11 protein-coding genes are annotated in these 14447 nt (G+C 49.5%); 1 reads left to right on the top strand and 10 read right to left on the bottom strand.

Going from position 1 to position 14447, the window contains the following annotated elements; translation table 11 throughout:
- Nucleotides 1-114 precede the first annotated feature (114 nt).
- The 9 genes from pilB to R3187_RS08105 all read right to left on the bottom strand — a co-directional run bounded on the left by pilB (nucleotide 115) and on the right by R3187_RS08105 (nucleotide 9390).
- Nucleotides 115-1809 carry a type IV-A pilus assembly ATPase PilB gene (gene pilB, locus R3187_RS08145; RefSeq protein WP_318966224.1) on the bottom strand — a complete coding sequence of 565 codons (1695 nt, stop codon included), beginning with the start codon at nucleotides 1807-1809 and terminating at the stop codon, nucleotides 115-117.
- Nucleotides 1810-2255: 446 nt separating this feature from the next.
- Complete coding sequence (locus R3187_RS08140) at nucleotides 2256-3695, bottom strand: sulfatase-like hydrolase/transferase (protein WP_318966222.1); 1440 nt, start codon at nucleotides 3693-3695, stop codon at nucleotides 2256-2258.
- Nucleotides 3696-3767: 72 nt separating this feature from the next.
- Nucleotides 3768-4169 carry a pilin gene (locus R3187_RS08135; RefSeq protein ID WP_318966220.1) on the bottom strand — a complete coding sequence of 134 codons (402 nt, stop codon included), beginning with the start codon at nucleotides 4167-4169 and terminating at the stop codon, nucleotides 3768-3770.
- Nucleotides 4170-4584: 415 nt separating this feature from the next.
- Nucleotides 4585-5451: a D-amino acid aminotransferase gene (locus R3187_RS08130; RefSeq protein ID WP_318966219.1), complete on the bottom strand. Its 867-nt coding sequence runs from the start codon at nucleotides 5449-5451 to the stop codon at nucleotides 4585-4587.
- Nucleotides 5452-5572: 121 nt separating this feature from the next.
- The gene (locus R3187_RS08125) at nucleotides 5573-6445 is read right to left on the bottom strand and encodes a glutamate cyclase domain-containing protein (RefSeq protein ID WP_318966218.1); all 873 of its coding nucleotides are present in this window, start codon (nucleotides 6443-6445) and stop codon (nucleotides 5573-5575) included.
- Nucleotides 6432-7454, bottom strand: coding sequence for a biotin-dependent carboxyltransferase family protein (locus R3187_RS08120; protein ID WP_318966216.1), 1023 nt, complete (start codon nucleotides 7452-7454; stop codon nucleotides 6432-6434). The genes R3187_RS08125 and R3187_RS08120 overlap by 14 nt, the downstream gene beginning before the upstream one ends.
- On the bottom strand, nucleotides 7451-8161 hold the full coding sequence (pxpB, locus tag R3187_RS08115; protein WP_318966214.1) for a 5-oxoprolinase subunit PxpB: 711 nt from the start codon (nucleotides 8159-8161) through the stop codon (nucleotides 7451-7453). Before pxpB ends, R3187_RS08120 begins: the two co-directional genes overlap by 4 nt.
- Nucleotides 8158-8901: a 5-oxoprolinase subunit PxpA gene (locus R3187_RS08110; RefSeq protein ID WP_318966213.1), complete on the bottom strand. Its 744-nt coding sequence runs from the start codon at nucleotides 8899-8901 to the stop codon at nucleotides 8158-8160. The genes pxpB and R3187_RS08110 overlap by 4 nt, the downstream gene beginning before the upstream one ends.
- A 216-nt stretch (nucleotides 8902-9117) precedes the next feature.
- Nucleotides 9118-9390 carry a DUF3297 family protein gene (locus tag R3187_RS08105; RefSeq protein WP_318966212.1) on the bottom strand — a complete coding sequence of 91 codons (273 nt, stop codon included), beginning with the start codon at nucleotides 9388-9390 and terminating at the stop codon, nucleotides 9118-9120.
- A gap of 196 nt (nucleotides 9391-9586) precedes the next feature.
- Between R3187_RS08105 and R3187_RS08100 the strand changes: the two genes are divergently transcribed.
- On the top strand, nucleotides 9587-13600 hold the full coding sequence (locus tag R3187_RS08100) for a hypothetical protein (protein WP_318966210.1): 4014 nt from the start codon (nucleotides 9587-9589) through the stop codon (nucleotides 13598-13600).
- A gap of 22 nt (nucleotides 13601-13622) precedes the next feature.
- On the opposite strand, the gene R3187_RS08095 is transcribed toward R3187_RS08100, so the two are convergent.
- Nucleotides 13623-14441, bottom strand: coding sequence for a putative hydro-lyase (locus tag R3187_RS08095; RefSeq protein ID WP_318966208.1), 819 nt, complete (start codon nucleotides 14439-14441; stop codon nucleotides 13623-13625).
- Between the last annotated feature and the right edge of the window lie 6 nt (nucleotides 14442-14447).

Here is a 14447-nt window from a genome sequence, read left to right as displayed (position 1 = left end):
AGCTTGTTAGGTATTCGGTCGCCGTAGCAAAATGTCACTTGTCACTTGTCACTTGTCACTTGTCACTTGTCACTTGTCACTTGTCACTTGTCACTAAGCACTCAAAACCCGCAGTTAACCTTTAGTTACGCGGTTAACTTCGGCCAGGCTGGTTACCCCGGCGGCGGCTTTAATTAAGCCCGACTGGCGTAAGCTATTGATGCCTTCTTTCTGGGCCTGGGTAGCAATATCTAAAGAGTTACCATCGGCCATAATAATATCGGCCATTTTACCGCTGATGGGCATTACTTCATAAATACCGACCCGGCCTTTATAGCCATTGGTGCAATGATCGCAACCGACCGGTTTAAAAATGGTGATGCTGTCAAGCTGCTCTTCGGTAAAGCCCTGGCGCAGTAACTCCTGATCGGGCAGTTTCTCTGGTGCTTTACACTGCGGGCAGAGCCGGCGGGCCAGGCGCTGGGCAATAATCAAGCTGACAGAACTGGCCACATTATAGGCCGGTACGCCCATATTAAGCAGTCGAGTCAGGGTTTCCGGGGCCGAGTTAGTGTGCAACGTTGATAACACTAAGTGACCGGTCTGGGCCGCTTTAATGGCTATTTCGGCCGTTTCTAAATCCCGGATTTCACCGACCATGACCACATCCGGGTCCTGGCGTAAAAATGATTTTAATGCGGTAGCAAAGGTTAAGCCAGCGCGCGGGTTTACCTGCACTTGATTAATACCGGTGAGGTTAATTTCAACCGGATCTTCGGCGGTAGATATATTAGTCTCGCTGGTATTTAAAATCGCCAGGCCAGTATAAAGCGACACCGTTTTACCGCTACCGGTCGGGCCGGTCACTAAAATCATGCCCTGCGGCTGAGCCAGCGCTGCTAAATAGCGCTGCTTCTGAATATCTTCATAACCTAATACGTCAATCCCCAGCATGGCGCTGTCAGAATCGAGGATCCGCATTACAATTTTCTCGCCCCAGAGGGTAGGCAGACTGCTGACCCGAAAATCGATCGATTTTTTAGCCGATAATTTAAGTTTTATCCGGCCATCCTGCGGTACTCGCTTCTCGGCAATGTCGAGCCGCGACATAACTTTTAAGCGGGCCGATAGCCGGCTGGCCAGCGCCACCGGCGGGTTAGCGACTTCATTTAAAATACCGTCTATCCTAAAGCGAATCCGATACAGTTTTTCATAGGGCTCAAAGTGTAAGTCCGAGGCGCCCTTGCGTATCGCATCGAGTAGCATTTTATTAATAAAGGCGATAATCGGCTGGTCTTCTTTATCGGCGGTAACGGCTCCTTCGTCTTCCTGCTCTTCAACTATACCTAAGGATCCTAAATCCCAGTCGGCGGCATCACCGGCCAGGTTAAAACTGCTGTCAAACAACTTTTCAATTAGTTTTTGCAGCTTATCAAATTCAACTACTACCACTTCAGCATTGAGGCCGGTATTAAACTCAAAATCTTCTATCGCGGCAATATTGGTTGGGTCTATTACGGCCAGGTACATAGTACGGCCACGTTTGGCCAGCGGCAGCATATCGTTTTTACGGATCAGCTTTTCATTACGTAAATCTTCCGGTACCGAGACTAAATCGTAATAATCCAGGTCGATACTCAGGGCATGGCTAACCTGGGTGGCCATTTCCGCCAGCCGGGCGGAGCCTATTAACTTTTCATTAATTAACAGTTCCGGCAGGGTACGGTAATTGCCGCTTCTTTCGCTAATCGCTTTTGTGGCTTTATCGCTATCGATAATGCCCTGTTGCAATAAGCGCTTTAATAAGGTGGAATTTGCATTAACCGCCATACAGCGTAAATATCCTAAGATGCTATAAATTTCCCGTGAATGCTTTGATTATGCCAGCATTTAGCGGTTATTCAAGTTTAATACCTTTCGCGTATTCGCTTTCTCAAATGACTACTGATTTGGTTGATAAAGCCTAACCAATAGGCTTTACGCCCTTCTGTCCACGGAGCGATTAAAAGAACACTCACAAGAGTTATTACACCAACTAAAACATTTTGACTGAACATACATGTATATAACTGAAGCAGCTTGTAATGGAATAGATAAAGTGTAAAAGACATACCAGCGAGATAGTGAACGAACTGACTGGTTTGATGGTGAGCCGGCATAATACATTTCGTTCATCGTTCGGAAAAAGCTGACTTTCGGTGTCACTTAATAAAGCGGGAGCGGCAAAAGGTTAAAAAAGTGGTTGGGTTCGAAATGCTTCCAGTTTACATAGCAGCTCATTGCTTGCCACTTAGTAAAGCAGCTGTTGTCTTGCCATTCTCTATAGTGAAGATGTCTGCATTTGCTGGAATATCGAAACTGAGCCAGTTCACTTTGTTGTCGATAAAGTATTTTTCCATCTCTATTTTATTTGTAATAACTGGCGCATGGTCTGAAACAATCAATACTTTTGCGCCAGCCAATTTGTTATCAGCAATTTGCTCGGCCAATACATGGAAAAATTGTGCTTGTAGTTTCAAATTACGGCAGGTCTGTGTGCTCGATTCAACAGCAAACTGCAGGCAGTCGAATTGATCTGTCACAATATCCCTTTCGTCGTAAATGGCATGTGAATTAAGTGTCAGCCAATAGGTAAATCGCTTACCTGGTTGTGCCACATCAGCCACTACTGCGTTAATTAGTTCGACATCACAGCCTCCAGGATAAGAGTAACAGCGGCGAGTCCAGCTTAGATTTTCAAAAAACCTGGCACTATCAAAGCCGGCTTTTGCGTACCAATAAATTCTGTCATACATTACACCTGATGCTGCATGAAATGCTGAGGTGGAGTAACCTTGCTGCTTAAGTTTATGAGGAATGCAGTTTTCCAGGCCACTAGCTGCGTTTCTTAAATTAAAATGGTTTGGAGAAAGATGGCAAAGCTCGCGAAGTTCGCCCGCGACTGTCGCGCCTAAGAAATTAATTTGACCGCTGTGAACGTTTTTCACCATATCATTTAATTGTGTAATCGGGCGCATTAACTCCGCGTTTATCCGCTCGTCTTTAGTTACCCCCCAAGACTCATTAACAATGAGTAATAATTTCTCATTTCCACTCTCGTAAAATAGTGCATTATTAAATTGCGTGGCACTTGGCGGAACAAACTTACTAAAAGTTTCGCCATCAGCATAGAAATATTGATAAAACAACGTGCTGCGATGTTTCAACGTATGTAATGTCGGGCTGCCAACCAGCGGAGCATTGTGAACGCGCCATACCTTGTCTGTGTTATTAGCGTCTACTGTGTAAACGTGTACTCCAAATATTCCAAGCGCAAGATTAAACAATACTAATGCTTGAGTTAGGTTGGTATTTTTATTCAGTTTTACGGCATTAACCATAAACACAGCTAACCACAGCAGGGCTGCCAACGTCGCGATTTGATATGCTTTAGGCGCATCAGGCAAAAAACTTGATAAATAGACTAAGTGCTCCAGGCGGGCAAACGTAAATACTTGTACCAGCAGTGCTAAAATATCTAATATGAAAAAAACTATGAATACCAAATAGCCAATAATGGGAACCCGAGAGTATACAAATAACGCTGCAAATAAATAATCAAGGTTGACGGGCGAGCGGCCGATGCCAAGGTAATCCGCAACAAAAAATAGAAAAAAATTAGGTACAATAAGCAGGTAAAAAACGGGATGGAAGTATTTTAAGCTAAAATTTTGCACGTTTTAAACTACACCTTGAGGTAAAAAAAGAAGCACTTCGCTCACCGAAGTGCTTCTTTAGTCAAGTAGATATTAGCTATCTAAACCTGCACCTTTTTCGCATTGTGCAGTAGTAGTTGTGCCTACACCTGTAGCGGTATAAGTTAATACGCCAGGGGCAGTTAAGTTTGCTGTTAAAATACAGCCGTCATTTGTCCAAGTTAACTCAGCTGCTAATGCTTCTTCGATAGTGCCACCTGAAGCAAGCTTAGGCTCAGCTGTAACTTCATCATTTAATGATTGGCAACCAATACCTGTTTGAACACATGCTTGCATTTTACTTACATAAGATGAAACAGCTTTCATCGCCTGGCCGCCGTATGAGGTGGCTACATATTCACGATAAGCTGGCAGTGCTACTGCAGCTAAAATACCGATGATCGCTACCACGATCATTAATTCAATTAAGGTAAAACCTTGTTGTGTACGTTTCATTTTTACTTCTCCTGAGGATTTAATTAGCCGTGGGGGCTGATGTCTATTTTGGTGATTTTTCAGGGTAGCGCAAGCTAAATGTTAATTAATAATCGAAAAATAGCTAAGTTATTATCTTAAATAGAAAAATAGTTTTTTAAAGGGGCTGCGGCCACGCTTTTTTATAGTACAAAGGTATTAGTTAAAAAATTTATTTTTTGGCCTTTTTGCTGACTGTTCCGGTTTTTGATCGCAGGATCCTGTTGATTGATCGTACCAGTGGCTAAAAATCCAGCAAAAAAATCGGGGTCAGAATACAATTAACCGGCCTGAGATCAAAGCAAATCCCCCTGTGGTCGCCCTTTGCTAAAGTGGGACGGGTTAGTGCTCACTCTTTGGCAAAGAGGGGGGATTCGGTGGCGAGTTAGAGATCTGCTTACTCATCATACTTATGGGCGCTAAATAGCTGTTGCGCCGCCAGCCAGACATCGCCAACTTCGCCTGTGCCTACCGTATGCTCGTTTACTTTGAGTACCGGCGCTATTTCCTTGCTGGAGCTGGTAAGCCAGATTTCGTCGGCGGCGAATACTTCCTGCTCGGAAATATCGCGCTCTTCTACTTTGATGCTGCTGTGTTTGCGCAGAATATTTAATAGCAATAAGCGGGTAATACCTGGCAGTAATTTAGTGGTAAGCGGCGGCGTGGCGATAACGCCGTCTTTTATAACAAACACATTTACTGCAGCGCCCTCGGTTAAGTTGCCGTCTTTATCAAACAGCAGTATTTCCTGGGCGCCACTGGCGTACCCCTGCTGATAATGCAACACGTTGCCCAGCAATGATGTTGATTTAATATGGCAGCGCTGCCAGCGCAAATCCTGGCCGGTGACAACATTAAAAGTGGTAGCTTTACTTTTATCGGCCACCGGTTCGGCGGCGATTGGGAAGGCATAGGCAAAGACGGTGGCTTTGATATTAGCCGGAAATGCATGGTTACGCTTGGTATCGGTACCGCGGCTAACCTGAATATACACTGCCTGATTATCGCCATTGGTAGCACGGTTATCAGTAAGCAGGCGCTGGCAAATGCTTTGCCAGTCGGCAAGCGCCAAACCAGGTTCAATTGACAGTTGGGCCAGGCCATCCTGCATGCGGGCGATATGCGGCTTAAAGCCGACAAAGCGACCATTGTAGCTGGGGATAACTTCGTAAATGCCGTCGCCAAATAAAAAACCGCGATCCATCGGTGAAATTCTGGCCTCTGCGGCCGGGATAAAATCACCATTTAAATACACTATGCTCATGCTGTTCTCACTTTAAAATCGGTTGTGCGGAACCTGATACGAACTTTTTAAAACGAATCGATTTGCCCTAAGCCGACCGTTGAAGCCCTGGACGGGCGGAAACGAGCCTACAGGGATGTATTTACGGCGTGTTGGCGTGGGCAACTCGATTTGGTTCTTCAACCAGAGCTTTTAATTCATTAATCAGTTGCTCGCCTTCAGTATGGGCCAGGCCATCTTCAGTTAACGTATTTAACCGGGTGACGCCATCAACACTGCCGTGGGCTGATAAAAACTGCAAAATGGCCAGCGGGTTTGCGCCGCTCAATAAATCGCGGCCCTGTAGTACTGATACCATGGCAATAATACCCCAGGCTGCCCAGTTAGACACGTCGGCAACTACAAGCTCGTCGCATTCGGTTACGGCCGGGGTAATATTCAGCTGGCCTAAAAACTCTGCCATATTGCCCATGCCAATTTCATTGCCGCCATCGCCAATACCAATAGTGGGGCAGCCAGCCAGGCTTAAAAAATGGTCGAAACTGGCGCAGCGCTCGGTAATATCTTCGCCACGCATATTGGCGTAACGATTATTGGCGGTAAAACCGGGCCGTTCAATGGAGATAATTAACTGTGGCTGCAGTTCTGCCAATGCCGCGCTGGCAATTGCCGGCAGGTTGTGCTGCTGATTAACGCTAATCTGATAAGTAAGATAGCGGCTGGCCAGTACGCTGCACAGCGGATTACCGCTTATCAGCACCGGTTTGGCTCCCAGTTGCTCCAGTAGCTGATACAGCGCAATGGCGCCAACCGGGCCATCGGTTTCAAAGGTATCGAGTACCGGAAAACCGGTGCCAATTAATACCGTACCCTGGCACTGATTTATTAGCCGGGCTGTGCGCAGGATATAGCCGGGGCGCAGCTGTTGCTGCAGCAGCTGCATGCCACGTAAATTACGGGCGACCAGTAACTGTTCTATTTGCTGGCTAAGCTGTAGCAAATCAGCAGTTGGCATTTGTCACTCCGTCAAGTTGTTGCAGCATTCGCTGATAACGGGCCTGCGCCAGCAACAGCGCATTATGGGCTTGCTGCGGGTCGGTTTTAACAAACTGTAATACGGTGCCGGCAGGGGCCTGGGCCAGTTGCCAGCAGTCGAGTGACAGCACGCTGCCTATTTTCGGATAGCCGCCCAGGGTCTGTCGATCATTAAGTAGTACAATTGGCTGGCCATCAGGGGGTATTTGCACCGCGCCATAACAGATTCCTTCAGATAACAGGCTGGTGCTACTGCAGCTGATAGCCGGGCCGCTAAGTGTAACGCCCATCCGGTCGGCTTTTGGAGTAACAGTATAGCTATTAAGATAAAAGCGCTGGCGCTCAACTGTACTGAATAATGGGCTCTGATAACCCTCAATCAGACGCAGGGTAAGGCCTTTGCTGAAATTAAAATCGGGTTGCAGCGCTTTAGCTAAACTCCGGCCTGGCAGGGCAGTGCTGGTGGTTAATGGCAGCTTATCGCCAGGCTGCAGTTTGGCGCCGTTTTGATCCAGGCCGCCGATACCCTCACGCATAACCGTGGCGCTACTGCCAAACTGCGGAGTAATGGTAAAGCCGCCGGCCACTGCTAAATAAGCGCGCAGGCCCTGGCTTGCCATACCCAGCTCGATAATATCGCCGCTTTGCACAGAATGACTTTGCCACAGCGCTTTTGGCTGGCCATTTACAGTCAGCGCTACCCTGGCGCCGGTAACGGCAAAAGTAGTGGCGCAGTGGGCCTGCAGTTGCAGGCCACCGATGCTGCATTCTATTAAGCTGGCATTGGCGGTAGTTGTATTAGTATTACCTACCAGGGCACCGTTACCAACAAGAGCATTGGCACCGTTTCCTACCAGGGCATTCGCCAGGCGCGCCGAGCCGACATCGAGCGGGCCGCCGTTGGTTAAGCCAAGCTGGCTCTGGCCAAAGCGGCCGTTGTCCTGAATAAGGCTGAGGACGCCGGGGTTAAGTACCTGAAAATGGCTCATAGCTCGCCACCAATCTCGCCACCGAGGGCTAAAAACTCGGTTTTGCTGATAGCAACAAACTGCACTTCGTCACCGACCGCAACCGGCATTGCCGGCTGCTTATGCGGTTGAAACATCGGCGTAGGGCACAGGCCGATTAAATTCCAGCCGCCGGGCGATACTGCCGGATATACCGCAGTCTGGCGATCAGCAATGGCGACGGCACCGCGGGGTACTTTGGCGCGTGGTGTTTTTAAGCGCGGCATCGCCAGTTGTTCGGCTACTTCGCCAAGATAGGCAAAACCCGGCGCAAAACCGATGGCATATACCCGGTAAATCTGCTGCTGGTGCAGTTTTATAACTTCATCAATTGTCAGCTGTTTGGTTCTGGCAATCAGCGCCAGATCGGGGCCGCTTTGCTCGCTGTAATAAACCGGCAACTCAATACGCCGGCCGGACTGCTGCTTGTTGGCGCTAAGGTTGCTAAGGGCCTGACGCAGCAAGTGTTTAACGGTAAAATGATCGCAGCTAAAGGGGTTAAACACCACCATAACCGAGGCATAAGAGGGCAGCAGCTCCAGCAGATGCGGCCCCAGGGCCTCCCGGATAAGCGTGGCGGCCTGCTGTACTAATCCGGCAATATCCGGCGCCATTTTCTGTTCGAAATAGACCATAACCGCATTTTCGCCGGCAAGGGTTAACTGGTACAGCGGCTGGCTGCTGGTCATGTTGCTGCCTGAGCGCGGTTTAACAGCGCCCGGATTTGCGCTACCTGCTCAACGGCGCCCGGATTATCGCCATGCACGCACAGGGTATCGGCATGCAGCGCCAGGCGCTGGCCGCTGGCGGTGGTAACACTGCCATCGTTAATTAACTCATTTACCTGGGCGAGGACATCGTTGCCATGCAGCACCGCGCCTTTTTCGCTGCGCGCCGTTAGTTTGCCATCATCGGTGTAGCGGCGATCGGCAAAGGCTTCAAACAACAGTTCAACTTTAAGCTCTGCTGCCTGTTGCTGATAAGTTGGCCGGTTATTATCGGCCAGCAGCATCAGTTTCAGCGGTTTATGGTAGCTGGCAATGGCCTGCAGTACTGCCTGCCAGATTGCCGGTTTGCTCATCATATCGTTATACAGGGCACCGTGCGGTTTTACGTAACACAAGCTTAAGCCGTAACACTGCGCCATGCCTTCCAGTGCGGCAATCTGATAATGCAGCAGGTTAATAATTTCATTGTGCGAGCACTGGATACTGCGCCGGCCAAAGCCGTTAAGATCAGGATAGGCCGGATGAGCGCCAATTTGCACGCCATGCTGTTTTGCCAGTTGCAACGTACGCTGCATTACATCAGGGTCGCCGGCATGAAAACCACAGGCAATATTCGCCTGGTCGATATAAGGCATAACCTGGCTGTCGAGGCCCATGGTCCAGCTGCCGAAGCTTTCACCTAAATCGCAATTAAGTAGCATGCTGCCTCCTGTGGCGATACCGGGATCAGTTAATAGATCACCGTTGTGTTCTATAACCCGGAAAATATCTGCTCAGGAATAAATTATTCATGTTGTCAGGCGAATAAGCAATAGCCAGGGGGGAGGTATTACTGCCAGCGTAAAAAAATAAGGATTAAACCAATAACCACCAAACGCCAGCACGCCCTGAGGTTATTGGTTATTTACTCTGCTTTATCAGCGATAAAAAGCTTCTACTTTGCCTTTTAATGTCATTAATAACGGTTGGCCGCGACGGTCCAGCGCTTTGGCTGCCGCTGCTTTAACCCAGCCTTCGCTGATACAGTATTCTTCAACGTCAAAGCGCTCTTTGCCGTTTAGCTTAATACCGACATCGTACTGAAAAATCTGTTCCACGTAATGCGGGCTGCGCGGGTTTACCGACAAGCGGTCTGGTAATTCCGGGCGGGCCTGTTCGTTGTTTACCGTATCGGCGGTTGTATCGTTCATGGCATTGGCCTTAATAAAGAAAATGTGCGCCATTGTAGGCAAAGCCGGCAAACTGCTCAATAGCGATAATCGTAAACAGCAAAAATGCTGAACATTTGAAATTGGTCACTAACTACAAGAGGGGAGGCAGACTGCTGTAGTTTGCAATTTGCTGAGTTTGCGTTATTACTTAACTGCTAACGGACAGGCCAGCAACATGAGCAACAACACTGCGTCGACGCAACGCCCGCCAAAAACCGGCCCGAAACGGATTGCTGGTCTGATATTGCTGATGGCGGCGTTACTGGGATTAATGGTATTTGGTTATTACCGTTATGCCCAGGCCCGCAGTAGTGTGATAAACCAGGATTACTTCAGGGTGCTGGCCGAAGCAGGTAGTACTTTCACTGAAAACCTGATTAAGCTGCAAAGCTTATATGACTATCAGGAAAGCGAAACGGCGATCCGCGCCTTATTTCCCAGTTATAAAGTTACCACCCGGCAAAAGCTTAGCGCTAAATGCCCGCAGCAGGCTGCTGATGTCAATACTGATTGCCCAACCTACACTAACCGGTACTGGCTGACCCAGGACAAGGTGCAACTGCGCTGGTACCAGTGGCTGGATAAAGACACAGTCAGTTATACTGAGGCTGAAATTCAGCATGCTGATTTTTTACCGGAGCCAGAGCGCGGCTTCAGTCAGCTGCTGTTTGTTACCGAAGACAGTCAGGTACTTGCCAGCACCGGCGGCGAAACCACCATTTCTTTTGTTAATCTTACCAGTGTGACTGAAGCGCTGAGTAAGCATCAGTTCAGTGATTTTTTCAGTGAAGTTACCGACAGCGGCCAACGACCAGAGCCAAGGTTACCCAGTTACAGTGTGCAGCTGGATATGAAACTGTCTTATGGCGATTACCGGTTGTTTATTTATCCGATGCGGCTGGCGGCCGGGCTGGTGGCAGTAAACAGCATGGCTGAGGATCAGTCGGTGCAGCAGTTATATCTGGTTGGCTTGCTGCCCCGGCAACAATTAGCCGAGCAGGGCAGTGGTTACTGGAATATTCCGTTGCTGTTTGCCACCCTGGTCAGTCTGATTTTTGTCTGGTCGGTACTGCGGATGTATCTGCAACCGAAAAACCAGTCGGTTAACCGCTTATACGCCAGTTTCTGTTATCTGATTGCCTATGGTTTTTTCGCCGTGTTGCTGGCGCTGATTTTCAGCTATCTAACGGTGTCGGTATGGCAACAAAGCCGGCAGCAACAGGCTGAACAATATATAACGCAGCTGCGGGCCGGGTTGACGGCAGACATTAAAGCGGTATTTTCTGAATTGCAACAGTATGGCGCATATTATCAGCGGCACTGGCAGGGCGCTGCGCCTTATGCCGAGTTGTTGCAGCCGGTGCGCCAGTTGCAGAAAGTCAATTACCGGCAGTTACTGACTGACTGTACATCGACGGAGTTAATTTTTGATTTTTATCCGCAGTCGATGCAGGTAGCCGCTGATCCGCCCTGCTCACTGCGAAGCTATTACCGGCGGGATGCGACGTTGACTCCCGGCCGTTTGCTGTCGGTAACACTGCTTGATGCTGCCGGCCGTTCCAGCCTGCCCTCGGTGTATTATCTGGAAAATAATGCCGCGCTAAAAATTTATGATTTATCGCATCGTGATTATTTTAAACGGGTGCGCCAGGGCAATGGCTGGCAACTGGATTTGGCTGGTCAGCAATTTAACAATGTGTATATTCAGCGCTTGCTGAACATAAATAACGGCACCCGCGGCACGACCATAGCTATGCCACTGATGGCTGAACCTGATGCTGACAGCTACGCTGATGCCGGCTTTGTGCTGGTTGCCGATGTGGTGCTGCCGTCGGTCAGTCTGGCCCCGCCGCCTGCCCATGGTCTGCAGTTTATGGTGGTAGAGCGCCGCAGCGGTAAAGTGCTTTATCACAACGATAACAGCCGCACTTTTGTCGAGAATATTTACTATATAGGCAGCGAGAATAACCTGCTTAGCCAGACGATTAAATCAGGCGAGCCGACCGGCGATGGCATCAAAGCTGGACTGGCCGGTTTTTATCATGGTCAACCGGGCAATTTTATTCTGAGTGGCACGCCGGTTGATGAATGGGCGCTGGTACTGTTTTACCCGCAAGACCATGTCGATGCCATTATGAGCAACCAGTTCCTGATTTTCAGTGTCAGTATGATAGTGTTTTTTTTATTACTGATCACAGGCTTACAACTGGCAAGACGCTTCTTTAACAGCAAACAGCTGAAAAACCGGCTGACTATTCCGCTTGGTTTTGACAGCCGGCGTTTGTTGTTGCTGGTTTCATTAATCTGGGGGCTGGTATATGGCTTTTTTGCATTACGTACGGCACTGCAACTGACCATACCGTCGGCGCAGCTGAACCCGTTATTGCCCTGGTTAAGTGCGGCCTTGCTACTGGTGATTACTGGCTGTGCCGGCCTGTTTTTACGCCAGCGCAAGCCGCAGGCGCCGGTTATTAAACCTGTTGCCAAACTGATTATTGCCGGCAGCGTGGCGCTGATTACCCTGGCGCCGTTCAGCTATCTGTCCTATATCAGCAAGGTGCCGCAGCAGGCGTTGCAGGCGCATTATGCCAAAATGCAATGTATTGAATTTAACCGCGAGCGGGCCGAAATTCATGAGTTTGCTTTAAACCGTTTTCCCAATTCGATGACTGAGCAGCGCTGGCAACCCTGGCAACTGTTACCGGTAAACTGGTCTTATACCGAGGTGCAGCAGCGCTGCGCCGACGTAAACAGCAGCGGTATGCCAGATGACTATCCAAAGCTGAGTACGATTATTGGCAATACTTATTTATGGCAATGGGTAAAAACGTTTCTGGTACGGGTTGAGCCGCTTGATGTGCCTGACCAGGCTTTGCAGCAGTTACGCGATAGTGCCAGCAGTGTGCAATCAGCGGGCCAGCTGGCTGCGGTGTGCTTACGCTTTTTACTGCCACTGGGATTATTGCTGCTGCTCTGGCAGCTGTACGTGCGTCGGGTGTTATGGCAACGCTTAGGCTATAACAGTGATTTTTTGCGGCATATTTATCAATTGTGTCAGCAGGCGCAACAGAGCCCCAGCAGGCGGTTAACTGCGGGGCTGCACTTACAGTTAACTGCCTGCCCGCCTGCCGGGGTTAATTTAATGCTGCTGATAAAACAGCAGCAGCTGGCAGATAGTGATGGTGATAACCGTTCGCCGTCGCTGCCGGGCTTTGCCCAGCTGTACCGGCAAAGTGCCCTGTTAAGGCAACTTAACGATGATTCACAGTTGCAGAATGTGTCAATAACGCTGCAGCAAACCCGGGCCGATGAGCCTGTCCGGGTTACCCTTAGTCAGATAGAGACCTGCCTGGATGGGCCGCGGCGGCGGCAGCAATTACTGGCGCTTATCAACGAGTTAAAAAACCTGACGTTACTGGGCACGTTAACTGAGTTTAACCTGGTGATGGGGTTTAACAGCCTGCAGCGATTAACAATAAAAGACGACCTGGCCGCAGCCGGTGGCAGCATGCTGGAGCAGACCGAGTATCTTGCGTGGTCAGAATGTCTGCTGAATTTTAACGTCCAGCTACCCCCGGCATTGGCTCAGCCGCTGGATACCGAGATGTTGCAGCAGGAAATAACGGCTTACCCGTTGCTTGGCCCCCTGCCGGTAACGACAGAGCAGCTGAGCCAACAGACAGAGGATAAGCAAAGTATCTGGCGTGGCAGCGATGGCCTGAGTACCCGGCAATGGGCCACGTTAAATTTTATTCTGCATCATGCCGATGCGCTGTATCGCTACAAGTGGGAGAGCTGCAGCAACGAAGAAAAACTGGCCTTGTTTAATCTTTCCAATGGTCATCAGCTTAACCCACTGAATTACCTGATGATTGAGCATTTAGCAATGAATGGCCTGCTGCGGGTAAGCCGGGGTCGTTTAGAGCTGGTGAACCGCAGCTTCCGCCAGTTTGTGCAAAATGCTGAGCCTTCTGAAACGCTGCGCCAGCTGGTAAAAGTGGGCGAAGCCGGTGTCTGGAAAAACTACCGGCTCAGTTTTGCGGTAGTGGTGGTGGTGATCGTCGGTGGCATTGCGCTGACCTCGGGACAGTCACTGCATATCGTCGCCGCTTCGATTGCCGGCGTACTGGGCAGCATGATCAGCGTATTCAGCAGTGGCAGTACCTTACGCAGCTACTTTAAAAGCTGAGCAAGCGGCCCGGTCATTATTTTCAAAGTATTGATAGTTTGCTGTTTGGGACATCCAGTACCAGCATATGGCCGGGGCTGTGAGTAATGCAAAAGTCTACTTTGGCATTGGCTATAGCGACCTGAGGCGTAACACCGCAGGCCCAGAATACCGGTACTTCGCCCGGTTTTATTGTGACTGCATCACCAAAATCGGGTTTATCGATATTGCTGATACCAATAGCGGCCGGATCGCCAAAGTGCACCGGCGCGCCGTGTACCTGAGGAAAACGCGAGCAAATCTGAATAGCCCGGATGGCATCGGCCGGGGTCATTGGCCGCATACTGGCCACCATACCGCCGTGAAATGCCCCTGCCGGGGTGCACTCAAGGTTGGTGCGATACATTGGCACATTGACCTGTTCGGTGATATTACGGATCTCCAGGCCATCGGCCAGTAAAGATTCTTCAAACGAAAACGAGCAGCCAATCAGGAAAGTCACTAAATCATCCCGCCAGTACGTTGTGACATCAGTGACTTCATTGCTCAGCTTGCCATCCTGGAAAATCCGGTATCTGGGTAAGTCGCGGCGAATATCCAGCTGCTGCGCCAGCGCCGGCATATCAATGGCGCCGGGCATTGCCGCCATGCCCAGCAGCGGACAGGGCTTAGGGTTAAAATGACAGAACTGCAAAAAATCGGCGGCATACTGCTTTGGTAAAATGACCATATTGGCCTGAACAAAGCCTGGCGCCAAACCCGAGGTGGTAGCGCTGAACTGACCACTGCGGCACTGTTGGCGAATTTGCAGCGGGCTTAGTGGTTGCAAAAGAGGTTGCATAAGTGGTTGCAGATTTTTCATTGCTGT

The sequence above is a fragment of the Arsukibacterium sp. genome (assembly GCF_033721375.1).
Lineage (GTDB): Bacteria > Pseudomonadota > Gammaproteobacteria > Enterobacterales > Alteromonadaceae > Alishewanella.
The sequence above is the reverse complement of the archived record's forward strand: the minus strand, read 5'-3'. Positions and strand labels throughout refer to the sequence as shown.

Bases quoted from the DNA above. Each gene is read 5' to 3' on its own strand.
- pilB (WP_318966224.1), bottom strand. From the start codon at position 1,809: ATGGCGGTTAATGCAAATTCCACCTTATTAAAGCGCTTATTGCAACAG.
- R3187_RS08135 (WP_318966220.1), bottom strand. From the start codon at position 4,169: ATGAAACGTACACAACAAGGTTTTACCTTAATTGAATTAATGATCGTG.
- R3187_RS08130 (WP_318966219.1), bottom strand. From the start codon at position 5,451: ATGAGCATAGTGTATTTAAATGGTGATTTTATCCCGGCCGCAGAGGCC.
- R3187_RS08125 (WP_318966218.1), bottom strand. From the start codon at position 6,445: ATGCCAACTGCTGATTTGCTACAGCTTAGCCAGCAAATAGAACAGTTA.
- R3187_RS08120 (WP_318966216.1), bottom strand. From the start codon at position 7,454: ATGAGCCATTTTCAGGTACTTAACCCCGGCGTCCTCAGCCTTATTCAG.
- pxpB (WP_318966214.1), bottom strand. From the start codon at position 8,161: ATGACCAGCAGCCAGCCGCTGTACCAGTTAACCCTTGCCGGCGAAAAT.
- R3187_RS08110 (WP_318966213.1), bottom strand. From the start codon at position 8,901: ATGCTACTTAATTGCGATTTAGGTGAAAGCTTCGGCAGCTGGACCATG.
- R3187_RS08105 (WP_318966212.1), bottom strand. From the start codon at position 9,390: ATGAACGATACAACCGCCGATACGGTAAACAACGAACAGGCCCGCCCG.
- R3187_RS08100 (WP_318966210.1), top strand. From the start codon at position 9,587: ATGAGCAACAACACTGCGTCGACGCAACGCCCGCCAAAAACCGGCCCG.
- R3187_RS08095 (WP_318966208.1), bottom strand. From the start codon at position 14,441: ATGAAAAATCTGCAACCACTTATGCAACCTCTTTTGCAACCACTAAGC.